Consider the following 23,793-nt stretch of genomic DNA (forward strand, 5'->3'; position numbering starts at 1 on the left):
CATGAAAGCTCGCTAAATGCGGGCTTTTTTGTTATAATAAATAAAAATCATTTGATTATCAAAGTATTTTTAAAAATGATTTTACTGATTAAGCAAAATCTTGTCGAAATCAGGTTTATGTATAAAAAGGGAGAGTTATGACTTTTAAAATAATAACAGATTCAACAGCCGATTTAGATGAAAATTGGGCAAATGAACATGATGTTGAAATTCTTGGGTTGACAATTCAATTAGATGGAAAAATTTATGAAACAGTAGGACCAGACCGCCTAACAAGTGAAACATTACTTGAAAGCATGAAAAATGGTGGTAAACCAACAACGAGTCAAGTAAATGTGGGACAGTTTGAAGAAAGTTTCCGTCACCATGCCGCAAATGGTGATGAAGTGCTTTATTTAGCATTTTCTTCAGTACTTTCAGGAACTTACCAGAGTTCAATGATTGCACGTGATTTGGTGCTAGAAGACTATCCGGATGCAACGATTGAAATCGTTGATACTTTGGCTGCTGCTGGTGGAGAAGGGTATCTGTCAGTGTTAGCGGCTGCAGCGCGTGATGAAGGTAAGACACTTGAAGAAACTAAAGCAATGATTATTGATATCTTACCTCGTTTGCGTACTTATTTCTTGGTTGATGACCTTTATCATTTGATGCGCGGTGGTCGTTTGTCAAAAACATCAGCTATTATGGGAAGTTTAGCCAACATTAAACCTCTTTTGTGGTTGGATAAAACAGGAAAATTAGTTCCTCTAGCTAAAATTCGTGGCCGTAAAAAAGCACTAAAAGAAGTAGTCTCTCAAGCGACCCAATCCATCGCTCATCGAACAGCTGTTGTTGCCTATGCTAATGATTTAGAGGGTGCTGAAACATTAAAAGAGTCCCTTCTAGAGCACGAAGAAATTGATGATGTTCTCATTATGCCACTAGGCCCAGTTATCTCTGCCCACGTAGGCCCAGGTACGTTAGCAGCATTTACGATTGGAAAAGAAGCAAGATAATTTACTTTAACAAAGATAAGACTTCCAGTCAAAGTGTCGTTAGTCAAAAAATACTTCAAAAAAGGTTCTTACAAAGTTCGTGTTATAGCTGATATTACCATGAAAAAAGTTGTTAGTTTGGATTATGAAATGACATTAAACAATTAAACTGGTAAAAAAGAGCCAAACGCTTTCGCCAGACAAAGAGAATAAAAAAAGCAAAAAAATTATAAAAGATGGTACGTAACTGTTGACTTACTACCACTTTTTTTGGTATTATAATAAACGGTATTGTTTACCCCATTTGTAAGGCCCCGGAACCTTTCAAATAACTCGTGGACCGGAACATCCACACTTTGTAAACAAAAACGAATTCGTATAGGAGAACTCATGAACAAAACAACATTCATGGCTAAACCAGGCCAAGTTGAACGTAAATGGTACGTTGTTGACGCAACAGATGTACCTCTTGGACGTCTTTCTGCAGTAGTTGCTAGCGTACTTCGCGGAAAAAACAAACCAACATTCACACCACACACTGATACAGGTGACTTCGTTATCGTTATCAATGCTGAAAAAGTTAAATTAACTGGTAAAAAAGCAACTGATAAAATCTACTACACTCACTCAATGTATCCAGGTGGATTGAAACAAATCACAGCAGGTGAACTTCGTTCTAAAAACGCTGTTCGCTTGATTGAAAAATCAGTTAAAGGCATGCTTCCACACAACACTCTTGGACGTGCACAAGGTATGAAATTGAAAGTCTTCGTAGGTAGCGAACACACACACGCTGCTCAACAACCAGAAGTACTTGATATCAAAGGACTTATCTAAGAGAGAAAGGAGCATCAATTAAATGGCACAAGCACAATACACAGGTACTGGTCGTCGTAAAAACGCTGTTGCACGCGTACGTTTGGTTCCAGGTACTGGTAAAATCACTGTTAACAAAAAAGATGTAGAAGAATACATCCCACATGCTGACCTTCGTCTTGTTATCAACCAACCATTCGCAGTTACTTCAACTGTTGGTTCATACGACGTTTTCGTTAACGTTGTAGGTGGTGGTTACGCAGGTCAATCAGGAGCTATCCGTCACGGTATCGCTCGCGCATTGCTTCAAGTAGACCCAGACTTCCGTGATTCATTGAAACGCGCTGGTCTTCTTACACGTGATGCACGTATGGTTGAACGTAAAAAACCAGGTCTTAAAAAAGCTCGTAAAGCTTCACAATTCTCAAAACGTTAATCAATACGATTATATCAACGTTTCAAGACATTCAAGATTTTTATCTTGGATGTCTTTTTTGTCTCTGTTCATCAGTGAATTAAGCTGAGAAGGAAGTATTGCGAAGATATATGACAGATGTTCAAAACCTTATAATAGGTGAAATATAACCAAAATTTAACGCTTGAAAACAAAATGTAAATAAGTTGAAAAAGATTTCAAAAAAGTGTTGACAGTGTAAGTTAAGTTTAGTATACTAATATAGCTGTCGCATGAGACAGCAAGAGTTTCTAAGAGGTTTTGAAAAAAACTTGAAAAAAAGTTCTTGACAAATCCGTTTAGAAATGTTAAACTAATATAGCTGTTGTTTGAGAGAGAACGATGGCAATCAGATTTGAAACTTGTTTGAAAAAACTTTGAAAAAAGTGTTGACAACGAGAATTAAATTTGATAGAATATAGAAGTTGTCTCGAGTGAGACAAAGACCTTTGAAAACTGAACAATACGAACCAAACGTGCGGGTTACGAAAGTAACCTGTCAAAAAACGATAAATCTGTCAGTGACAGAATGAGAACAAGATTAAATGAGAGTTTGATCCTGGCTCAGGACGAACGCTGGCGGCGTGCCTAATACATGCAAGTAGAACGCTGAAGACTTTAGCTTGCTAAAGTTGGAAGAGTTGCGAACGGGTGAGTAACGCGTAGGTAACCTGCCTACTAGCGGGGGATAACTATTGGAAACGATAGCTAATACCGCATAACAGCATTTAACACATGTTAGATGCTTGAAAGGAGCAATTGCTTCACTAGTAGATGGACCTGCGTTGTATTAGCTAGTTGGTGAGGTAACGGCTCACCAAGGCGACGATACATAGCCGACCTGAGAGGGTGATCGGCCACACTGGGACTGAGACACGGCCCAGACTCCTACGGGAGGCAGCAGTAGGGAATCTTCGGCAATGGGGGCAACCCTGACCGAGCAACGCCGCGTGAGTGAAGAAGGTTTTCGGATCGTAAAGCTCTGTTGTAAGAGAAGAACGTGTGTGAGAGTGGAAAGTTCACACAGTGACGGTAACTTACCAGAAAGGGACGGCTAACTACGTGCCAGCAGCCGCGGTAATACGTAGGTCCCGAGCGTTGTCCGGATTTATTGGGCGTAAAGCGAGCGCAGGCGGTTTAATAAGTCTGAAGTTAAAGGCAGTGGCTTAACCATTGTTCGCTTTGGAAACTGTTAGACTTGAGTGCAGAAGGGGAGAGTGGAATTCCATGTGTAGCGGTGAAATGCGTAGATATATGGAGGAACACCGGTGGCGAAAGCGGCTCTCTGGTCTGTAACTGACGCTGAGGCTCGAAAGCGTGGGGAGCAAACAGGATTAGATACCCTGGTAGTCCACGCCGTAAACGATGAGTGCTAGGTGTTAGGCCCTTTCCGGGGCTTAGTGCCGCAGCTAACGCATTAAGCACTCCGCCTGGGGAGTACGACCGCAAGGTTGAAACTCAAAGGAATTGACGGGGGCCCGCACAAGCGGTGGAGCATGTGGTTTAATTCGAAGCAACGCGAAGAACCTTACCAGGTCTTGACATCCCGATGCTATTCCTAGAGATAGGAAGTTTCTTCGGAACATCGGTGACAGGTGGTGCATGGTTGTCGTCAGCTCGTGTCGTGAGATGTTGGGTTAAGTCCCGCAACGAGCGCAACCCCTATTGTTAGTTGCCATCATTAAGTTGGGCACTCTAGCGAGACTGCCGGTAATAAACCGGAGGAAGGTGGGGATGACGTCAAATCATCATGCCCCTTATGACCTGGGCTACACACGTGCTACAATGGTTGGTACAACGAGTCGCGAGTCGGTGACGGCAAGCAAATCTCTTAAAGCCAATCTCAGTTCGGATTGTAGGCTGCAACTCGCCTACATGAAGTCGGAATCGCTAGTAATCGCGGATCAGCACGCCGCGGTGAATACGTTCCCGGGCCTTGTACACACCGCCCGTCACACCACGAGAGTTTGTAACACCCGAAGTCGGTGAGGTAACCTTTTGGAGCCAGCCGCCTAAGGTGGGATAGATGATTGGGGTGAAGTCGTAACAAGGTAGCCGTATCGGAAGGTGCGGCTGGATCACCTCCTTTCTAAGGATAAACGGAAGCACGTTTGGAGTATTGTTTAGTTTTGAGAGGTCTTGTGGGGCCTTAGCTCAGCTGGGAGAGCGCCTGCTTTGCACGCAGGAGGTCAGCGGTTCGATCCCGCTAGGCTCCATTGAATCGAAAGATTCAAAGATTGTCCATTGAAAATTGAATATCTATATCAAATTCCACGATTCAAGAAATTGAATTGTAGATAGTAACAAGAAATAAACCGAAACGCTGTGATTTAATGAGTTTAAGGTCAACAGACCAAAATAAGGTTAAGTTAATAAGGGCGCACGGTGGATGCCTTGGCACTAGAAGCCGATGAAGGACGTGACTAACGACGAAATGCTTTGGGGAGTTGTAAGTAAACATTGATCCAGAGATGTCCGAATGGGGGAACCCGGCATGTAATGCATGTCACTCATTACTGTTAAGGTAATGTAGAGGAAGACGCAGTGAACTGAAACATCTAAGTAGCTGCAGGAAGAGAAAGCAAACGCGATTGCCTTAGTAGCGGCGAGCGAAAAGGTAAGAGGGCAAACCGATGTGTTTACACATCGGGGTTGTAGGACTGCGTTGTGGGACGACAAGATTATAGAAGAATTACCTGGGAAGGTAAGCCAAAGAGAGTAACAGCCTCGTATTCGAAATAGTCTTTAACCCTAGCAGTATCCTGAGTACGGCGAGACACGAGAAATCTCGTCGGAATCTGGGAGGACCATCTCCTAACCCTAAATACTCTCTAGTGACCGATAGTGAACCAGTACCGTGAGGGAAAGGTGAAAAGCACCCCGGGAGGGGAGTGAAATAGAACCTGAAACCGTGTGCCTACAACAAGTTCGAGCCCGTTAATGGGTGAGAGCGTGCCTTTTGTAGAATGAACCGGCGAGTTACGATATGATGCGAGGTTAAGTTGAAGAGACGGAGCCGTAGGGAAACCGAGTCTTAATAGGGCGACTTAGTATCATGTCGTAGACCCGAAACCATGTGACCTACCCATGAGCAGGGTGAAGGTGAGGTAAAACTCACTGGAGGCCCGAACCAGGGCACGTTGAAAAGTGCTTGGATGACTTGTGGGTAGCGGAGAAATTCCAAACGAACTTGGAGATAGCTGGTTCTCTCCGAAATAGCTTTAGGGCTAGCGTCGATGTTAAGTCTCTTGGAGGTAGAGCACTGTTTGATTGAGGGGTCCATCCCGGATTACCAATATCAGATAAACTCCGAATGCCAACGAGATATAATCGGCAGTCAGACTGCGAGTGCTAAGATCCGTAGTCGAAAGGGAAACAGCCCAGACCACCAGCTAAGGTCCCAAAATATATGTTAAGTGGAAAAGGATGTGGGGTTGCACAGACAACTAGGATGTTAGCTTAGAAGCAGCTATTCATTCAAAGAGTGCGTAATAGCTCACTAGTCGAGTGACCCTGCGCCGAAAATGTACCGGGGCTAAAACATATTACCGAAGCTGTGGATACCTTTTAGGTATGGTAGGAGAGCGTTCTATGTGTGATGAAGGTGTACCGTGAGGAGCGCTGGAACGCATAGAAGTGAGAATGCCGGTATGAGTAGCGAAAGACAGGTGAGAATCCTGTCCACCGTATGACTAAGGTTTCCAGGGGAAGGCTCGTCCTCCCTGGGTTAGTCGGGACCTAAGGAGAGACCGAAAGGTGTATCCGATGGACAACAGGTTGATATTCCTGTACTAGAGTATATAGTGATGGAGGGACGCAGTAGGCTAACTAAAGCGTGCGATTGGAAGTGCACGTCTAAGCAGTGAGGTGTGATATGAGTCAAATGCTTATATCTATAACATTGAGCTGTGATGGGGAGCGAAGTTAAGTAGCGAAGTTAGTGATGTCACACTGCCAAGAAAAGCTTCTAGCGTTAATTATACTCTACCCGTACCGCAAACCGACACAGGTAGTCGAGGCGAGTAGCCTCAGGTGAGCGAGAGAACTCTCGTTAAGGAACTCGGCAAAATGGCCCCGTAACTTCGGGAGAAGGGGCGCTGGCTTTAAGTCAGCCGCAGTGAATAGGCCCAAGCAACTGTTTATCAAAAACACAGCTCTCTGCTAAATCGTAAGATGATGTATAGGGGGTGACGCCTGCCCGGTGCTGGAAGGTTAAGAGGAGCGCTTAGCATTAGCGAAGGTGTGAATTGAAGCCCCAGTAAACGGCGGCCGTAACTATAACGGTCCTAAGGTAGCGAAATTCCTTGTCGGGTAAGTTCCGACCCGCACGAAAGGCGTAATGATTTGGGCACTGTCTCAACGAGAGACTCGGTGAAATTTTAGTACCTGTGAAGATGCAGGTTACCCGCGACAGGACGGAAAGACCCCATGGAGCTTTACTGCAGTTTGATATTGAGTATCTGTACCACATGTACAGGATAGGTAGGAGCCTATGAAATCGGGACGCTAGTTTCGGTGGAGGCGTTGTTGGGATACTACCCTTGTGTTATGGCTACTCTAACCCAGATAGGTTATCCCTATCGGAGACAGTGTCTGACGGGCAGTTTGACTGGGGCGGTCGCCTCCTAAAAGGTAACGGAGGCGCCCAAAGGTTCCCTCAGAATGGTTGGAAATCATTCGCAGAGTGTAAAGGTATAAGGGAGCTTGACTGCGAGAGCTACAACTCGAGCAGGGACGAAAGTCGGGCTTAGTGATCCGGTGGTTCCGCATGGAAGGGCCATCGCTCAACGGATAAAAGCTACCCTGGGGATAACAGGCTTATCTCCCCCAAGAGTTCACATCGACGGGGAGGTTTGGCACCTCGATGTCGGCTCGTCGCATCCTGGGGCTGTAGTCGGTCCCAAGGGTTGGGCTGTTCGCCCATTAAAGCGGCACGCGAGCTGGGTTCAGAACGTCGTGAGACAGTTCGGTCCCTATCCGTCGCGGGCGTAGGAAATTTGAGAGGATCTGCTCCTAGTACGAGAGGACCAGAGTGGACTTACCGCTGGTGTACCAGTTGTCTTGCCAAAGGCATCGCTGGGTAGCTATGTAGGGAAGGGATAAACGCTGAAAGCATCTAAGTGTGAAGCCCACCTCAAGATGAGATTTCCCATGATTTTATATCAGTAAGAGCCCTGAGAGATGATCAGGTAGATAGGTTAGAAGTGTAAGTGTGGTGACACATGTAGCGGACTAATACTAATAGCTCGAGGACTTATCCAAAAAAGAAACGAGTCAATATTGACAGCGAGTCGGTTTCTTGTTAGAATATATAGGTATTCAATTTTGATTGGATAATCAATCATAGTTAAGTGACGATAGCCTAGGAGATACACCTGTTCCCATGCCGAACACAGAAGTTAAGCCCTAGCACGCCTGATGTAGTTGGGGGTTGCCCCCTGTTAGATATGGTAGTCGCTTAGCATTTATCCGCCATAGCTCAGTTGGTAGTAGCGCATGACTGTTAATCATGATGTCGTAGGTTCGAGTCCTACTGGCGGAGTCGTAAAGCGGTAGAGAAAGCAGCCTTCGGGTTGCTTTTTTTGTGCTTCTAAATCGTTCATTTGGACATTTTTGTCATGTTCCTTTTTCGCTTTCACTTTTATAATAAAATTACTTTCAATAAAAAGAGAAGAAGGAGTTTTATTAGATGAACTTTGAAAGCTATTTTGAAACGGTAAAACCAATTATTTTAAAATTAAGACGTCATTACTTTGTGAAATTATGGGATTATGATGACTGGATTCAGGAAGGGCGTATTGTCTTTTTCAAACTACTACAAGAGCGTCCTGAGATTATCATCAATGAGGCGAGACGATATGCCTACTTTAAAACAAAGTTTTCTAATCATGTGAAAGATGTTATTCGACATCAGGAATCCTTTAAACGTAAATTTAATCGTATGCCTTATGAAGAAATAGGTGAGATTAGTCATTGTGTCCCTCAGGTTTGTTTCCTTGAGGTGGCTGATTTTATTGCCTATCGAGATAGTTTATCTCAATTAAAAACCACTTTAAGCTCAGAAGAGCAAGAAAAGCTAGCAAAAGTGGTCAGAGGGGAACGATTTGAAGGAAAGAAAGCTTTCTTACGCCAAATTGAACCCTACTTTTCAGACTTTAAGCACTGAGAATTTGGTATTAAAAAAGAATCAGATATAACTCTGATTCTTTTTGTTTATTGCCAAATATAGTTTTATTGTTCGGAATAAATATTTAAATGTGAAAGAAATCCATAAATAATCTAAAATAATTCGTTAAAAACGAATTATTTTGCTGATAAAATGGAATTTTTCAGAAAATTGTGGTAAAATTGAACAAATATTAGTTTTGGAGGCTTCTCATGAAAGCAATTATTACTGTAGTCGGAAAAGATAAAGCAGGTATTGTAGCAGGTGTTTCAGCTAAAATTGCTGAGTTTGGTTTGAACATTGATGATATTTCTCAAACTGTTTTGGATGATTTCTTCACAATGATGGCTGTTGTTTCATCAGACGAAAAGCAAGATTTTACAAAGCTTCGTTCTGAATTTGAAGCGTATGGTGAAACTCTAAACGTCAAAATTAACATTCAAAGTGCGGCAATCTTCGATGCCATGTACAATATTTAAGGAGGCAACCTGTGGATATTAGACAAGTTACTGAAACGATTGCTATGATTGAAGAGCAAAATTTCGATGTACGTACGATTACTATGGGAATTTCTCTTTTAGATTGTATTGATCCTGACATCAATAAGGCAGCTGATAAGATTTACAGAAAAGTCGTTGAAAAAGCTGGTTCTCTTGTTGAAGTTGGAGATGAAATTGCTGCTGAGTTGGGAATTCCGATTGTTAATAAGCGTGTGTCTGTCACTCCTATTTCAATCATTGGTGCTGCAACTGACGCAACAGACTATTTGCCTTTGGCACATGCCCTAGATAAAGCTGCTCATGAGATTGGTATTGATTTTATCGGTGGATTTTCTGCCTTGGTTCAAAAAGGCTATCAAAAGGGTGATGAGATTCTGATCAATTCTATTCCTCGTGCTCTTGCAGAAACAGAAAAAGTTTGTTCATCTGTGAATATTGGTTCGACAAAATCTGGTATTAACATGACTGCGGTTGCTGACATGGGACGTATCATTAAAGAGACGGCTGAATTATCCGATCTTGGTGCAGCAAAATTAGTTGTCTTTGCTAATGCGGTTGAAGATAATCCTTTCATGGCTGGTGCTTTCCATGGTGTTGGTGAAGCTGATGTTGTCATTAACGTTGGTGTTTCTGGTCCTGGTGTTGTTAAACGTGCTCTTGAAAAAGTTCGTGGTGAAAGTTTTGACGTCGTTGCGGAAACTGTTAAGAAAACGGCCTTCAAGATTACCCGTATCGGACAACTAGTTGGTCAAATGGCAAGTGAACGTTTAGGGGTTAAATTTGGTATTGTTGACCTTTCTCTTGCGCCTACGCCAGCTGTGGGGGATTCTGTTGCTCGAGTTCTTGAAGAAATGGGACTTGAAGCTGTTGGTACTCATGGTACAACTGCAGCGTTAGCACTGTTGAATGACCAAGTTAAAAAAGGTGGTATCATGGCTTGTAACCAAGTTGGTGGTTTATCTGGTGCTTTTATTCCTGTTTCTGAAGATGAAGGTATGATTGCTGCTGTTCAAAATGGTTCACTCAATCTTGAAAAGTTGGAAGCTATGACAGCTATCTGCTCAGTTGGTCTTGATATGATTGCAATTCCTGAAGACACACCTCATGAAACAATTGCTGCTATGATTGCTGATGAAGCTGCTATTGGTGTTATTAACCAAAAAACGACTGCAGTTCGTATTATTCCGAAAGGAAAAGAAGGTGACATGATTGAGTTTGGTGGATTACTTGGTGCTGCACCTGTTATGCGTGTTAATCACAATTCATCTGCTGATTTTATTCACCGCGGTGGTCAAATTCCGGCACCTGTTCACAGTTTTAAAAACTAGTTAAGACGATATTTGATGATAATGGCCTAGAATAGATTTTAAAAACTATTCTAGGTTTTTTCTCTGTAAGTCAATATTTTGAGTGAAGGGGTTTCAAAAAAATATGATATAATAAAATGGCATTATAGTCTAAAAACTAATGTTTATTTTGTTAAAGCTATTTCTGTTTGTTTCTGGATTTTTAGGAGGAAGCCAATGGTAAAAACAAGATTGTATATTGCTCGTCATGGTAAGACTATGTTCAACACAATTGGTCGTGCTCAAGGTTGGAGTGATACTCCTTTGACTGATGAAGGTGAACAAGGTATTAAGGAACTTGGTGTTGGCTTGAAAGATGCTGGTTTGGTTTTTAAAGAAGCTTTTTCAAGTGATAGTGGTCGAACTCTGCAGACAATGGAAATCATATTGCGAGAGTGTCAGCAAGAAAATATTCCTTACACTCGTGATAAGCGCATTAGAGAGTGGTGCTTTGGTAGTCTAGATGGAGGCTACGATGGTGAGTTATTCAACGGTGTCTTGCCTCGAGTATTTGATAAGGATATGACAAAGCTAACCTATGAAGAATTGGCTGAAGGAATTTATAAGGTAGATACTGCTGGTTGGGCTGAAACTTGGCCTGTTTTGAGTAAGCGTATTTTAGAGGGATTCACAGCAATTGCTAAAAAGATTGAAGCATCAGGTGGTGGTAATGCCATTGTTGTTAGTCATGGGATGACAATCGGAACTTTCTTGTGGTTAATCGATTCAACTACTCCGCGTGGCTTGGGACTAGATAACGGCAGTATGACAGTTGTTAGCTTTGAAAAGGGAAAATTTACTATTGAGTCTATCGGAGATGTTAGTTACCGTCTTCGTGGTAGACAATTATTAGAAGAAAGAAAAGATGAGAAAAAAGCGTAGTTTACCAACCTTAATTGTAGGGTTACTGATTATTATAATTTTTATTTTTGGAATATTTATTTTTGTCCAAGGCGACCATTTTTCATTGGAAGGAAAAGCTAAGGACGTTTCGGTGAGAAAAGAAACTTCAACAAGTGTTTCTTCATCTGAAAAGACTAAGGCAAAAAATTTGAATTTACCTGATGTTTCAACGAAGGATTGGGAGTTGGTTTTGGTCAATCGTGATAATGTCACTCCAGAAATGAATCCTGATTTGACTCAAATTGATAATATTACTGTAGATTCTCGTATTGCTGATAATGCTCGTAATTTTTTAGCTGCAGCGCAGGCTATTGATGCTAGTGAACATTTAATCTCAGGTTACCGCAGTGTAGCTTACCAAGAAGAGTTATTTAATTCATATGTTTCTCAAGAAATGGCAGCTGATTCAAGCTTGACGCAATCGCAAGCAGAAGACTTGGTAAAAACATATTCACAGCCTGCGGGAGCTAGTGAACATCAGACTGGTTTAGCTATGGATATGAGTACTGTGAATTATCTTAATCAAAGTGATGCTGATGTTGTCGAAAAAGTGTCAGCAATCGCTCCAGAGTACGGATTTGTTCTTCGTTTTCCAAAAGGAAAAATAGATTCAACTGGTGTTGATTATGAAGATTGGCATTTCCGCTATGTTGGTAAGGAATCTGCAAAATATATGACTGAAAACAATTTAAGCCTTGAAGAATATATTGCATTGTTGAAGGAGAACAAGCGATGAAATCTCGATTTTCTCTAGTTCAATTTCTGATTTTTCTTGCTGTTTTGGTATTTGGAATTTTTTCACCACTGTATGCTCATCGTGCTATACCGAATGCTGATAAAGTTGAAAAAGTTTCTTATACTAAGAAAGAATTTTTTGACACAATCGCTCCAAGTGTTCAGGAAGTGGCGAGTGCATATGGTGTTAAACCATCTATAGTGATGGCACAAGCTGCTCTGGAGTCTAATTATGGTCGCTATTTATTAGCGTCAAAGTATCATAATTTATTTGCAGTTGCTGCTCAGCCAGGAGATAAGATAATCACTCTTAAATATAAGCGATATTTTGTCAATGAATGGCAGACTGAAATCGGACAATTTGCGGTTTATAAATCATGGGATGATGCGATTTATGATTACTTTGCTCTTCTAAAGGATGAAAAAATTAGCAATAGCAAAGGGGCTTATGAGCTGATGGTCTCAGATAAAGGGGATAAGAAATTAGCACAGGCATTGCAAGATATGTCCTTCAGTACGGACCCTGATTATGCGGATAAATTGGTTAAAATCATTGAAGAAAACAGCTTAACTTCATATGATAAATAACGAATTAGCACTCTATTTAAAAGAGTGCTAATTTTTTACGCTTTTTCCTTGACACTGTTTTTTAGAGGAGTATAATAGAATTATAAATTAGCAGTCGATGTATATGAGTGCTAAAATGAAAGGGGCGAGGTTATGATAACACAACGTCAAAGTGATATTCTAAACTTAATTGTTGAATTATTTACGCAGACGCATGAACCTATTGGCTCTAAAACTTTGCAAGCGACGATTGATTCAAGTAGTGCAACTATTCGAAATGATATGGCGAAACTTGAAAAACTAGGATTGCTTGAAAAGGCACATACATCAAGTGGGCGTATGCCAAGCGCTGCTGGATTTAAATATTTTGTTGAACATTCATTGACTCTTGATAGTATTGATGAACGTGATATTTATCAGGTTGTTAAGGCTTTTGATTTTGAAGCTTTCAAGCTTGATGATATTTTGCAAAAAGCAAGTCAAGTTTTAGCGGATATGACTGGTTATACATCGGTGATTTTAGATGTTGAGCCAGCTCGACAAAAATTGACAGCTTTTGATATTGTTCAATTATCAAGTCATGATGCTTTAGGTGTTTTAACTTTAGATGAATCAAAACCAGCAACGATTCAGTTTGCTATTCCAAAAAACTTTATGTTGAAGGATTTAGTGACATTGAAGGAAATCGTTGACGAGCGTTTGCTCGGTCGCACGGTGATGGATATTCATTATAAGTTACGAACTGAAATTCCTCAGGTTTTGCAAAAGTATTTTACTGTTACAGACAATGTTTTGGATTTGTTTGATTATATTTTTGCAGAATTGTTTAGAGAACTGGTTTTCGTAGCTGGTAAAGTTAACTCACTTGATTATGCTGATTTGGAAACTTATCGTTTCCTAGATAATGACCAGAGAGTTGCAGTAGCTCTTCGTTCTTCTATGAAAGAAAATGAGGTTGCAAATGTTCAGGTCGCAGATAGTCAAGAACCAGCCTTAGCAGATGTGACTGTTTTGACACATAAGTTTTTGATTCCTTATCGTGGATTTGGGCTTCTTAGCTTGATTGGTCCGATTGATATGGATTATCGCAGAAGTGTTAGCTTGGTTAATGTTATCGGGCGAGTCTTAGCGATGAAACTTGGTGATTACTACCGTTATCTTAATAGTAATCATTACGAAGTCAACTAAGTTTAGTAATTAATTTAATTTGATAAAAAGATAGGGAGGGACACAGTGTCAGAAGAAACTAAAAACGAAGAACTTCAAGAAGAAGTTGAAGCCACTGATGTTGTGACTGAAGAAGAAACAAAAGAACAGCCTCAAGAAGAGGCTCAAAACGAAGAATTGCAAAAAGCACTTGAACGTGCTGAAGATTTTGAAAATAAATATCTTCGAGCACATGCTGAAATGCAAAATATTCAACGTCGTGCTAACGAAGAACGTCAACAATTGCAAAAATATCGTTCACAAGATTTAGCAAAAGCTATCTTGCCAAGTTTAGATAATTTGGAACGTGCACTTGCTGTTGAAGGTTTGACTGATGATGTGAAAAAAGGTCTTGAAATGACACGTGATAGCTTGGTTCGCGCGCTTAACGAAGAGGGTGTTGAAGAAGTTGTCGCTGAAAACTTTGACCACAACTTGCACATGGCTGTTCAAACACTTCCTGCAGATGATGAACATCCAGCAGATAGCATTGCACAAGTTCTTCAAAAAGGTTATAAACTTCACGAACGTCTCTTGCGTCCAGCAATGGTCGTTGTTTACAACTAATTGGCTTGACCGCAATGTCATTAAACTATAACTGAAAGCAAATAAAAGATAAATTCATAATAAAAAGAGGGATAGAACATGTCTAAAATTATTGGTATTGACTTAGGTACAACAAACTCAGCTGTTGCAGTTCTTGAAGGAACTGAATCAAAAATCATTGCTAACCCAGAAGGTAACCGTACAACTCCATCAGTTGTTTCATTCAAAAATGGTGAAATCATTGTTGGTGATGCTGCAAAACGTCAAGCAGTAACAAACCCAGATACAGTTATCTCTATCAAATCTAAAATGGGTACTTCTGAAAAAGTATCTGCAAACGGTAAAGAATACACTCCACAAGAAATCTCAGCAATGATTCTTCAATACCTTAAAGGTTACGCTGAAGATTACCTTGGTGAAAAAGTGACAAAAGCAGTTATCACTGTTCCTGCATACTTCAACGATGCTCAACGTCAAGCAACTAAAGACGCTGGTAAAATCGCTGGTCTTGAAGTAGAACGTATCGTCAACGAACCAACTGCAGCTGCTCTTGCATATGGTCTTGATAAAACTGATAAAGATGAAAAAATCTTGGTATTCGACCTTGGTGGTGGTACATTCGACGTATCAATCCTTGAACTTGGTGATGGTGTCTTCGACGTACTTGCTACAGCAGGTGATAACAAACTTGGTGGTGACGACTTCGACCAAAAAATTATTGATTGGTTAGTTGCTGAATTCAAGAACGAAAACGGTATTGACCTTAGTCAAGATAAAATGGCTCTTCAACGTTTGAAAGATGCTGCTGAAAAAGCTAAAAAAGATCTTTCTGGTGTTACTCAAACACAAATCTCACTTCCATTCATCACTGCAGGAGCTGCTGGACCTCTTCACTTGGAAACAAGCCTTTCACGTGCTAAATTTGATGATTTGACTCGTGACCTTATCGAACGTACTAAAACACCAGTTCGTCAAGCACTTTCAGATGCTGGCCTTTCAATCTCAGAAATTGACGAAGTAATCCTTGTTGGTGGTTCAACTCGTATTCCTGCCGTTGTTGAAGCTGTTAAAGCTGAAACTGGTAAAGAACCAAACAAATCAGTTAACCCTGATGAAGTAGTTGCTATGGGTGCTGCTATCCAAGGTGGTGTCATCACTGGTGATGTTAAAGACGTTGTTCTTCTTGATGTTACTCCATTGTCACTTGGTATTGAAACTATGGGTGGTGTATTTACAAAACTTATTGACCGTAACACTACAATCCCAACTTCTAAATCACAAGTCTTCTCAACAGCTGCTGATAACCAACCAGCTGTAGATATTCACGTTCTTCAAGGTGAACGTCCAATGGCTGCAGATAACAAAACTCTTGGTCGTTTCCAATTGACTGATATCCCAGCTGCACCTCGTGGTATCCCACAAATCGAAGTAACATTTGATATCGATAAAAACGGTATTGTATCTGTTAAAGCTAAAGATCTTGGAACTCAAAAAGAACAACACATCGTTATTCAATCTAACTCAGGCTTGACTGATGAAGAAATTGAAAAAATGATGAAAGATGCAGAAGCTAACGCAGAAGCTGATGCTAAACGTAAAGAAGAAGTTGATCTTCGTAACGAAGTTGACCAAGCAATCTTTGCAACAGAAAAAACAATCAAAGAAACTGAAGGTAAAGGCTTTGATACAGAACGTGACGCTGCTCAATCAGCTCTTGATGAATTGAAAGCAGCTCAAGAAGCTAACAACCTTGAAGATATGAAAGCTAAACTTGAAGCTCTTAATGAAAAAGCTCAAGCACTTGCAGTGAAAATGTATGAACAAGCTGCTGCAGCACAACAAGCAGCACAAGGTGCTGAAGGTGCTCAATCAACTGACTCATCTAAAAACAATGGTGACGACGTTGTAGACGGTGAATTCACTGAAAAATAATTTAGTCTTCTAGACAAATGACATTGGGTTGAAACTCAAAAGTTGAAAACATAAATCTAAATGCAGAGGTTGCAACCCAGCCTCTGCTTTTGGGTAAATAGACAAAGTCAACGATTATTTTAATAACCTTCTAAATGATGTAGAAAGGAAAAGTGTTCAGAAGTGAACACAGGCTGAAAAAGGCGTAAAATTTATTTTATATATTTGAATACGCCTACGACTCTGTGAAAAAAGATAAACTTTACCTAGATGCAAGCATCGTCGGACAGTTTCCTATTTTTCTTTGAGTCGCTTAACGGCTTAATATCATAATTATGAACAATACAGAATTTTACGATCGTTTGGGTGTATCTAAAGACGCTTCGCAAGCTGAAATTAAAAAAGCATACCGCAAAATGTCTAAAAAATATCACCCAGATATTAATAAAGAACCTGGTGCGGAAGAACAGTACAAAAAGGTTCAAGAAGCCTATGAAACGCTAGGTGATGAGCAAAAACGTGCAGCCTACGACCAATACGGTCCTGCTGGAGCTAACGGTGGCTTTAATGGCGGAGCTGGTGGTTTTGGTGGTTTCGATGGAGCTGGCTTTGGTGGCTTTGAAGATATTTTCTCAAGTTTCTTTGGTGGTGGCGGAGGAATGCGCAATCCTAATGCGCCTCGCCAAGGTGATGACCTTCAATACCGTGTTAACTTGACATTCGAAGAAGCAGTCTTTGGTGTTGAGAAAGAAGTGGCTTATAACCGTGAATCAACATGTTCAACATGTTCAGGTTCAGGTGCGAAACCTGGAACTAGCCCTGTAACATGTAGTCGCTGTCATGGTTCAGGTGTGATCAACGTTGATACACAAACACCTCTTGGTATGATGCGTCGCCAAGTAACTTGTGATGTCTGTCATGGTACAGGTAAAGAAATCAAAGAACCATGTCATACTTGTCATGGAACTGGACACGAAAAGAAAACTCATAAAGTGTCTGTTAAAATTCCAGCAGGTGTTGAAACAGGTCAACAAATTCGCTTGCAAGGTCAAGGTGAAGCTGGCTTTAACGGTGGACCTTATGGTGACCTCTTTGTTATCATCAATGTTTTACCAAGTAATAAATTTGAACGTAACGGCTCAACAATTTACTACACAATGAATATCAGCTTTGTTCAAGCAGCTCTTGGTGACACTGTCGAAGTACCAACTGTCCATGGTGATGTTGAAATGACAATTCCAGCTGGTACTCAAACTGGTAAGACTTTCCGACTTCGTGGTAAAGGTGCTCCAAAATTACGTGGTGGCGGTCAAGGTGACCAACACGTTACTGTTAATATTGTGACACCAACAAAACTTAACGATGCACAAGTTGAAGCTCTTAAACAATTTGCGCAAGCAGGTGGCGACAAAGTTGGAAATCCTAAGAAAAAAGGTTTCTTCAACAAAGTAAAAGATGCCTTTGATGGTGAATAATTGAAAACTAAAAAGAGACTGGAATCTATTTTCCGGTCTCTTTTTTTATAGAAGGAGAGATTATGAAAGAATACTTTATTGACGACCAAAATGCTTATATGCGCTATCAAGATTTTCCAGGTGAAGGTAGTCCAATTTTATTTATACATGGTTTAGGGTGTGCAGGGTCTTTTGACTACGGAGAAGTTGTTTCTCAGGAGTGTTTAAAAAATCATCGTTGCATACTTATTGATTTATTGGGGGCTGGATACAGTGATAAGCCGGAAGACTTTGATTATCGTGTCAGTTCTCATGCTGCTTATTTGAAATCTTTTGTTGAATCATTGGAATTAACAAATCTTACGATTTTTGGTCATAGCTTAGGTGGACCAATTGCTATTGAATTAGTCAAGCTTTGTCTAGACAGAGTTGAACATTTAATTTTAAGTGAACCTAATCTAGATGCGAGCGTTTCTGGAAGTTCGAGTTTTGAAATAGCTGCTTTTTCAGAAAAAGAATTTGTTGATTATGGATTCCGTAAGGTTTTAACAGAAAGCCAAACTTCTGGAAATACGATGTGGGCAGCAACCTTGTCTAATTGGTCACCGTATGCTGTACATCGATTATCAGTTAATGCTGTTCAGGGTGGGGAAGTATCTTGGAGGAAGTTGTTATATGATTTAAAGATTCCTAAGACCGTCATTTTCGGAAGAAAATCTTTGCCAGATGATGATTATGAAAGTTTAGACAGAGATGGGATTCCTTTAAAAGTTATTGAAAATGTAGGACATTCAATGGCATGGGAAAATACAAATGGACTTGCTAAAGCTATATCTTCTTGTCTGAAGAAATAAGATAGTAGTTAATCTTTTTTTCATATTTTTGTTTGTTGGAATATTTAGGATATTGATGTTGCAAATAAAATGTGAATGACATCTCCTTTGATATTTTATCTTTTTGCTAATTTTAATATAAAAATTCTTTTCAAAAAATTAGAAAAAAGGCTTGACATTATATATATATATATATATATATAATGAGTACCGAATGAATTATGGAGGAGTTATTATGAAACAATCATTTATCACATCTTATTTGACTTTTTATTTAAAAGCTTCTGTTGCACTGGAAAATAATTTTATTAAAGTATCAAATCCTAATACTGTCTTGAAGGTTATTCCATTGGGAGCGCAAAATAAGACAATTCCAGTAGAACAGATATCAAGTGTTGATGATTCATTTAGTTTGGACTTTAAATCATTTGTTTGGGGAATTGTTTTTGCGGTTATCGGATTTAATATGCTAGGCTCTTCATTTATTGGTGGTTTAATTTTGGCAGCGTACGGTGTTCTTACAGTTTTAAGTTCTTTCCAAACTGTTCTGTCTCTTAATTTGACATCAGGAGGACAACATACAATTAGCGTTGTTGTATTTGAAAAGTCAAAATTATCAATGTGTAAAGAAACTATTGAATCACTTATTCAAAGACGCTATGATAATACTAATGTTGCAAAACATACTGAAAATCAAACGACAGCTTTGGTGGATGCTATAAATAATAAGTAGTGAGGAAATAGATATTATGATTGAAAAAGAAAAGATTATTTCTAAGCTTAAATCACCTGTGTTGATGAAACATAAGAAAGTGATTATTTCTTTACTTGCTATATTAATAATTGTTGCTGGTGGTTGGCTTTGGTATTCATCACAGCCAAAAAGTATTATGAATATAGTGATTCCTAAATTTAAAGGATATGATGGAGATGGGAGACTAGAATATAATTCTGAAGAAGTTAGTAAGGAAATCGCTAAGATTTCTTATCGAAAGGTAGGCTTTTCAAAAACTCAATCAGAGGATTTAGCTAATGGAGATTTTTTGGCTATTTCTGAAGTTTCTCTAAACTCAAAGTCTAATAGAAAGTATAGACAAGCACAAGCGATGATATCAGGAATATCATACGAGTTCAGTAAGGTATCTCATTTGAGTAATGGTGAAAAAGTTGTCTTAAAGGTTAGCTCAACGTCAAGTAAATCTCCAATAAAAAATGAAACCAAAACTTTTACAGTTAAAGGTTTGAAGAATGTTGAAAAAGTTTCAGCTCAAGAATTATTAAAAGATTATCCAGCATCTTTCAAGGGATTTAATGGATATGGAGTTCTTGTTTTGAAAGAGGATTCAGATGGTAATACTATTTTTGAATCATCAACTGATGGACATTTGAAAAATGGTGACACTGTCAAACTTAATGTATATTCTTCTTACGCTGATAAGTTGAAAAGAGAAGGAAAATCTTTAAAATCGAAAAAAGTAGATGTGAAGGTCTCTGGATTAAAAGAGTTAACAGAAATTAGTAATCTATCAGATGGATTAGCTAAAAATGATAAATTAATCAAATCTCATTATGAAAATTCAGATGGGATAACTTACACTATTGAAAAAGATAAAGATTATATTTCTTACGATACCTATTCAGATGATTCTTCTTCCGGAGAAGTTAAGTTGATAACAGTTTATAAAATTACTGAAAATAGTGATCTCTTTGGTACAACTGTAGAATATAATTATTATGGCTATAGTTATTATCTTAATAAGGATAATACCCTTGATTTGGATAACTCGAACAGCATTCAAGGAAATAGCACTAAAGATTTAGATATGTTAAGCGCCGACTTAGAAACAGACGGATACAAAGAATATAAAGCTGAGTAGTATATTCAAATTCCCCCCTACTTAATAAAGGGGGGAATAATTTTGATTAATTATTGTGTGGTGCAACTTTTGTGTAGAAATAATGATTAAAGTTTTAGAGGTTTTTATATGAAAAAATATGGTCGATTCAGTTTCCTATTAACATTTTCTATCATGTTATTACTACTATCTGGCAATACTGTATTAGCTAAGAGTAAAAAATCAAAAATGATTACTAGTACAGCAAATTACAGTCAGGATTCAGTTAAGGCGATTGACAAGGCTTTTGGTAAGTGGTTATATAACAGTTCTTATGGTAAAGATAATACAGTTGTCCAAGGAGAAGTGTACGATATTTACTATAATACATGTTATCGTGAAGGGGATGTTGGAATCTTTAGAGCAAATACAGAAGATGGACTGTTATTTGGCCGTTTTTCTGGTTTTCCACAAGACGGAGGAAGTTTATCCGAGTTAGTATATGGAACTGATAATTTTAACCCTTCGTTGTATTCTGGTTTTATGCCAGATATGTCGCTCCGCTATGTGATTGGTGATGAAGTTGATGCACCAACTTTCTTAAGTGATAAAAATAGTTTCAAATTAGCACCATTAGGAGTTGATTTAAGCAGTGATAATCTATCTGATTATGATTCACAAAGCTCTTTTCGTGTTTATCAGTTAAATAGTGGAGATAGAAAAAATATTACCTTTGATCAGGAGCGTCAAATGGTAGATGATACAATTCCTCTTGAAGAATATACAAAACCGAATTTCATGGGATATTCTTCTTATTATGAAAGTTTTGTGAATCAAGATAAGCCTAGTTATGAGATTATTTTAGCGAATAATGGTAAAGTTTACTGGGTAAAAGATTACTTCTTGAAAAATTATTCATTTGATGAAGAGTACAAGCTTGCTCCTAAAGCAATGCAAAAGCAATATCAAAAATTATTGAAGAAATATAAAAAATCCTCAAAACAGAAAACTTCTACTCAAAAGACAACTGAAAGTAGTTCAGCTGTTGAAGAATCTTCAATTATTCCTAAAGAAATGATTGGCACATGGGAAGCTGATGTTAATAATCAAGGCCATCAGGTAATAACTTATCAAAGCGATGGTTCTGTGACTCTAGATACTGAATGTGGAGAAGAAAGTGGTATAGTTAGAAGTATGGAGAATGTTTCGGGTAATATTTATCACTTTGTTGATCCTAATTATGAAGCGGTACTTCCAATGTTTGGTATGGGGGGTGCAGGATCTAAGGTTGAATATGGTGTTAAATTAGGAGATAATACAATTACATTTGTACAATGGGTAGGAGAATTAGATACAGATTTTGATCCTTCAACGTACTATTACAGTGAGCTTCAAACGTTTTATAAAGTTCAAAGTTAATTGTTGTGAATTTTAAGAGGAAAAGTATTATTCTAAAAACAGAGATTGGAACCTATTTTCCGGTCTCTTTTTTTATGGTAAAATCTGTATGGGGACAGCTTGTTCGAAATTTTCTGGAAAGTCTCTTAGGAAGGTGATAAAATACTCACATGGTAAGATATAAAGCAACAATTTCATATGATGGTAGGCTTTTTGCTGGTTTTCAGCGTCAGCCGAGTGAACGTTCGGTGCAAGAAGAACTTGAAAAGACGCTGCAGAAGTTAAACAGTGGTACTCCTGTCAAAGTACACGGTGCTGGTCGTACGGATTCTGGTGTTCATGCTTATGGTCAGGTTGTTCATTTTGATTTGCCTCAAGCGCGTGATGTTGAGAAATTGCGTTTTGGATTGGACACGCAATCCCCAGAAGACATTGACGTGGTGAAGGTTGAATTAGTCAATGATGACTTTCACTCTCGCTATAATAAACACAGTAAAACTTACGAATTTTTAGTTGATGCTGGTCGTCCTAAGAATCCGATGATGCGCCATTATGCGACGCATTACCCATATCCGTTAGATTTGGCTTTAATGCAGGAAGCTATCAAGGATTTGGTGGGAACACATGATTTTACAGGATTTACAGCTTCAGGAACATCTGTAGAAAATAAAGTTCGCACGATTACACGAGCAACAGTTGACATTGACGAAAAAACTGGTTTCTTTGTCTTTACCTTCAGTGGAAATGGTTTTCTTTATAAACAAGTCCGCAATATGGTTGGGACTTTGCTTAAAATTGGTAATGGTCGTATGCCAGTTAGTCAGATTAAGACGGTTTTGGAGTCTAAAAATCGTGACTTAGCTGGACCTACGGCTGCGGGTAACGGTCTTTATTTGAAGGAGATTATTTATGACGAATAAGTACATTTTGGCAATTTCTGGAAATGATATTTTTAGTGGTGGCGGTCTGTATGCTGATTTAGCCACTTATACGACAAATCATCTGCATGGTTTTTTAGCGGTAACTTGTTTGACAGCGGTGACTGATAAAGGTTTTGAAGTTTTTGCGACAGATAATGACGTTTTTGAGCATCAATTAAACAGCCTCAAGGATGTTCCGTTTTCAGGTATCAAGCTTGGGCTTTTACCGAATGTAGCTGTTGCTGACTTAGCACTTGGATTTGTTAAATCTCATACAGGAATTCCAATTGTACTTGACCCAGTTTTAGTTTGTAAGGAAAAACACGATGTTGAAGTATCAGCTCTGCGTGATGAACTTTTGAAATTTTTCCCATATGTTACAATCATCACTCCTAATTTGGTAGAAGCAGAGCTATTGTCACAAATGTCTATTAAAACCTTGGATGACATGAAAGCTGCAGCTAAGCGTTTGTATGATTTGGGTGCAAAAAATGTGGTCATCAAAGGTGGAAATCGCTTAAGTAAAGAAAAAGCTATCGATATCTTTTATGATGGTAGTGAGTTTTCAGTCTTTGAAACTGACATTCTTGACACAAATAATATTGGTGCTGGTTGTACATTGGCATCAAGTATTGCAAGTCAGCTAGTACTTGGAAAATCACCTAAAGAAGCAGTTGCTGAATCAAAAGAGTTTGTTTTTCAAGCGATTCGCCACTCAGATCAATATGGAGTAAAACAAAATTATGAGCAGGACTAAGACATATAATTTAACCTTAATGGCTGTCTTGGCTGCCTTGAGTGTTGTTTTGGCGTTTATTCATGTCCCAACGCCGACGGGGTATTTAACCTTGTTAGATGTTGGCATTTATTTTACAGCTTATTATTTAGGTTCGAAATCTGGAGCGGTTGTTGGTGGCTTATCTGGCTTTCTCATCGACCTGTTGTTAGGTTATCCACAATACATGTTTCACAGTTTAATCGCTCATGGAGCGCAAGGGTATTTTGCAGGATGGACTGGGAAAAAACGTATTTTAGGGCTTATTCTGGCTAGTATTTTGATGGTTGGCTGGTATTTCTTAGCGGCTCTTCTTTTAGGTTATGGTCTAGGAGGAGCTCTGGCTGGTATTCCTGGAAATCTTTTGCAAAATCTTTTTGGAATGTTAGTTGGTTACCTCGCTTATCTGGCTTATCAACGTTTTGAAAATAAATAGGTACGGAGGTTTAGT

Annotated in this window: 20 protein-coding genes, 2 tRNA genes and 3 rRNA genes; all 25 read left to right on the plus strand. The window is 39.2% G+C overall.

The genetic code is table 11. From position 1 onward, the window contains the following. Positions 1–137 precede the first annotated feature (137 nt). The 25 genes from ACNTMY_RS01505 (at position 138) to ACNTMY_RS01625 (ending at position 23,778) form a co-directional block, all read left to right on the plus strand. Entirely contained in the window at positions 138–998 is an 861-nt protein-coding gene (locus ACNTMY_RS01505; protein ID WP_423216405.1) for a DegV family protein, read from the plus strand. 369 nt (positions 999–1,367) lie between these two features. After that, positions 1,368–1,814, plus strand: coding sequence for a 50S ribosomal protein L13 (gene rplM / locus ACNTMY_RS01510; RefSeq protein ID WP_133018136.1), 447 nt, complete (start codon positions 1,368–1,370; stop codon positions 1,812–1,814). Between the two features lie 22 nt (positions 1,815–1,836). Further along, positions 1,837–2,229, plus strand: coding sequence for a 30S ribosomal protein S9 (rpsI, locus tag ACNTMY_RS01515; RefSeq protein ID WP_003067667.1), 393 nt, complete (start codon positions 1,837–1,839; stop codon positions 2,227–2,229). A 559-nt stretch (positions 2,230–2,788) separates the two neighbouring features. Next, positions 2,789–4,336 (plus strand): 16S ribosomal RNA (locus ACNTMY_RS01520). 54 nt (positions 4,337–4,390) lie between these two features. Beyond that, positions 4,391–4,463 (plus strand) — tRNA-Ala (locus ACNTMY_RS01525). Between the two features lie 146 nt (positions 4,464–4,609). Further along, a 23S ribosomal RNA gene (locus ACNTMY_RS01530) occupies positions 4,610–7,509 on the plus strand. Positions 7,510–7,594: 85 nt separating this feature from the next. Beyond that, a 5S ribosomal RNA gene (gene rrf, locus ACNTMY_RS01535) occupies positions 7,595–7,710 on the plus strand. Together the 16S, 23S and 5S rRNA genes with 2 tRNA genes alongside form the textbook arrangement of a ribosomal RNA operon. Positions 7,711–7,715: 5 nt before the next feature. Continuing rightward, a tRNA-Asn gene (locus tag ACNTMY_RS01540) sits at positions 7,716–7,789 on the plus strand. A 147-nt stretch (positions 7,790–7,936) separates the two neighbouring features. Then, positions 7,937–8,413, plus strand: a complete 477-nt coding sequence (locus ACNTMY_RS01545) for a sigma-70 family RNA polymerase sigma factor (RefSeq protein WP_423216406.1) — start codon at positions 7,937–7,939, stop codon at positions 8,411–8,413. A 212-nt stretch (positions 8,414–8,625) separates the two neighbouring features. Continuing rightward, positions 8,626–8,892 carry an ACT domain-containing protein gene (locus tag ACNTMY_RS01550; protein ID WP_021141631.1) on the plus strand — a complete coding sequence of 89 codons (267 nt, stop codon included), beginning with the start codon at positions 8,626–8,628 and terminating at the stop codon, positions 8,890–8,892. An 11-nt stretch (positions 8,893–8,903) separates the two neighbouring features. After that, positions 8,904–10,241 (plus strand): PFL family protein, encoded by a 1,338-nt coding sequence (locus ACNTMY_RS01555; protein ID WP_423216407.1) that lies wholly within the window; start codon positions 8,904–8,906, stop codon positions 10,239–10,241. Positions 10,242–10,436: 195 nt separating this feature from the next. Beyond that, positions 10,437–11,141 (plus strand): histidine phosphatase family protein, encoded by a 705-nt coding sequence (locus tag ACNTMY_RS01560; RefSeq protein WP_423216408.1) that lies wholly within the window; start codon positions 10,437–10,439, stop codon positions 11,139–11,141. Further along, a complete protein-coding gene (locus ACNTMY_RS01565) occupies positions 11,125–11,898 on the plus strand; it encodes a M15 family metallopeptidase (RefSeq protein ID WP_423216409.1) in 774 nt (257 codons plus the stop codon). Before ACNTMY_RS01560 ends, ACNTMY_RS01565 begins: the two co-directional genes overlap by 17 nt. Next, positions 11,895–12,485, plus strand: a complete 591-nt coding sequence (locus tag ACNTMY_RS01570) for a glycoside hydrolase family 73 protein (RefSeq protein ID WP_423216410.1) — start codon at positions 11,895–11,897, stop codon at positions 12,483–12,485. Before ACNTMY_RS01565 ends, ACNTMY_RS01570 begins: the two co-directional genes overlap by 4 nt. Positions 12,486–12,617: 132 nt before the next feature. Further along, positions 12,618–13,652: a heat-inducible transcriptional repressor HrcA gene (hrcA, locus tag ACNTMY_RS01575; RefSeq protein WP_423216411.1), complete on the plus strand. Its 1,035-nt coding sequence runs from the start codon at positions 12,618–12,620 to the stop codon at positions 13,650–13,652. Positions 13,653–13,697: 45 nt separating this feature from the next. Continuing rightward, on the plus strand, positions 13,698–14,237 hold the full coding sequence (gene grpE / locus ACNTMY_RS01580) for a nucleotide exchange factor GrpE (protein ID WP_423216412.1): 540 nt from the start codon (positions 13,698–13,700) through the stop codon (positions 14,235–14,237). Between the two features lie 78 nt (positions 14,238–14,315). Beyond that, positions 14,316–16,148 carry a molecular chaperone DnaK gene (gene dnaK / locus ACNTMY_RS01585; RefSeq protein WP_423216413.1) on the plus strand — a complete coding sequence of 611 codons (1,833 nt, stop codon included), beginning with the start codon at positions 14,316–14,318 and terminating at the stop codon, positions 16,146–16,148. 314 nt (positions 16,149–16,462) lie between these two features. Then, complete coding sequence (gene dnaJ, locus ACNTMY_RS01590) at positions 16,463–17,602, plus strand: molecular chaperone DnaJ (RefSeq protein WP_021141639.1); 1,140 nt, start codon at positions 16,463–16,465, stop codon at positions 17,600–17,602. A gap of 62 nt (positions 17,603–17,664) precedes the next feature. Further along, on the plus strand, positions 17,665–18,435 hold the full coding sequence (locus ACNTMY_RS01595) for an alpha/beta fold hydrolase (RefSeq protein WP_423216414.1): 771 nt from the start codon (positions 17,665–17,667) through the stop codon (positions 18,433–18,435). 214 nt (positions 18,436–18,649) lie between these two features. Then, positions 18,650–19,147, plus strand: a complete 498-nt coding sequence (locus tag ACNTMY_RS01600) for a hypothetical protein (protein WP_420543761.1) — start codon at positions 18,650–18,652, stop codon at positions 19,145–19,147. 16 nt (positions 19,148–19,163) lie between these two features. Then, on the plus strand, positions 19,164–20,291 hold the full coding sequence (locus ACNTMY_RS01605) for a hypothetical protein (protein WP_420543762.1): 1,128 nt from the start codon (positions 19,164–19,166) through the stop codon (positions 20,289–20,291). A gap of 108 nt (positions 20,292–20,399) precedes the next feature. After that, positions 20,400–21,668, plus strand: coding sequence for a hypothetical protein (locus tag ACNTMY_RS01610; RefSeq protein WP_420543763.1), 1,269 nt, complete (start codon positions 20,400–20,402; stop codon positions 21,666–21,668). A 149-nt stretch (positions 21,669–21,817) separates the two neighbouring features. Further along, positions 21,818–22,567: a tRNA pseudouridine(38-40) synthase TruA gene (gene truA / locus ACNTMY_RS01615; protein ID WP_423216415.1), complete on the plus strand. Its 750-nt coding sequence runs from the start codon at positions 21,818–21,820 to the stop codon at positions 22,565–22,567. Next, entirely contained in the window at positions 22,557–23,324 is a 768-nt protein-coding gene (locus tag ACNTMY_RS01620) for a bifunctional hydroxymethylpyrimidine kinase/phosphomethylpyrimidine kinase (protein WP_423216416.1), read from the plus strand. Before truA ends, ACNTMY_RS01620 begins: the two co-directional genes overlap by 11 nt. Further along, a complete protein-coding gene (locus ACNTMY_RS01625) occupies positions 23,311–23,778 on the plus strand; it encodes an ECF transporter S component (RefSeq protein WP_423216417.1) in 468 nt (155 codons plus the stop codon). Before ACNTMY_RS01620 ends, ACNTMY_RS01625 begins: the two co-directional genes overlap by 14 nt. Positions 23,779–23,793 lie beyond the last annotated feature (15 nt).

The sequence above is a fragment of the Streptococcus equinus genome, from assembly GCF_049393735.1.
Lineage (GTDB): Bacteria > Bacillota > Bacilli > Lactobacillales > Streptococcaceae > Streptococcus > Streptococcus equinus_G.

Bases quoted from the DNA above. Each gene is read 5' to 3' on its own strand.
- ACNTMY_RS01505 (WP_423216405.1), top strand. From the start codon at position 138: ATGACTTTTAAAATAATAACAGATTCAACAGCCGATTTAGATGAAAAT.
- rplM (WP_133018136.1), top strand. From the start codon at position 1,368: ATGAACAAAACAACATTCATGGCTAAACCAGGCCAAGTTGAACGTAAA.
- rpsI (WP_003067667.1), top strand. From the start codon at position 1,837: ATGGCACAAGCACAATACACAGGTACTGGTCGTCGTAAAAACGCTGTT.
- ACNTMY_RS01545 (WP_423216406.1), top strand. From the start codon at position 7,937: ATGAACTTTGAAAGCTATTTTGAAACGGTAAAACCAATTATTTTAAAA.
- ACNTMY_RS01550 (WP_021141631.1), top strand. From the start codon at position 8,626: ATGAAAGCAATTATTACTGTAGTCGGAAAAGATAAAGCAGGTATTGTA.
- ACNTMY_RS01560 (WP_423216408.1), top strand. From the start codon at position 10,437: ATGGTAAAAACAAGATTGTATATTGCTCGTCATGGTAAGACTATGTTC.
- ACNTMY_RS01565 (WP_423216409.1), top strand. From the start codon at position 11,125: ATGAGAAAAAAGCGTAGTTTACCAACCTTAATTGTAGGGTTACTGATT.
- ACNTMY_RS01570 (WP_423216410.1), top strand. From the start codon at position 11,895: ATGAAATCTCGATTTTCTCTAGTTCAATTTCTGATTTTTCTTGCTGTT.
- hrcA (WP_423216411.1), top strand. From the start codon at position 12,618: ATGATAACACAACGTCAAAGTGATATTCTAAACTTAATTGTTGAATTA.
- dnaK (WP_423216413.1), top strand. From the start codon at position 14,316: ATGTCTAAAATTATTGGTATTGACTTAGGTACAACAAACTCAGCTGTT.
- dnaJ (WP_021141639.1), top strand. From the start codon at position 16,463: ATGAACAATACAGAATTTTACGATCGTTTGGGTGTATCTAAAGACGCT.
- ACNTMY_RS01595 (WP_423216414.1), top strand. From the start codon at position 17,665: ATGAAAGAATACTTTATTGACGACCAAAATGCTTATATGCGCTATCAA.
- ACNTMY_RS01600 (WP_420543761.1), top strand. From the start codon at position 18,650: ATGAAACAATCATTTATCACATCTTATTTGACTTTTTATTTAAAAGCT.
- ACNTMY_RS01605 (WP_420543762.1), top strand. From the start codon at position 19,164: ATGATTGAAAAAGAAAAGATTATTTCTAAGCTTAAATCACCTGTGTTG.
- ACNTMY_RS01610 (WP_420543763.1), top strand. From the start codon at position 20,400: ATGAAAAAATATGGTCGATTCAGTTTCCTATTAACATTTTCTATCATG.
- truA (WP_423216415.1), top strand. From the start codon at position 21,818: ATGGTAAGATATAAAGCAACAATTTCATATGATGGTAGGCTTTTTGCT.
- ACNTMY_RS01620 (WP_423216416.1), top strand. From the start codon at position 22,557: ATGACGAATAAGTACATTTTGGCAATTTCTGGAAATGATATTTTTAGT.
- ACNTMY_RS01625 (WP_423216417.1), top strand. From the start codon at position 23,311: ATGAGCAGGACTAAGACATATAATTTAACCTTAATGGCTGTCTTGGCT.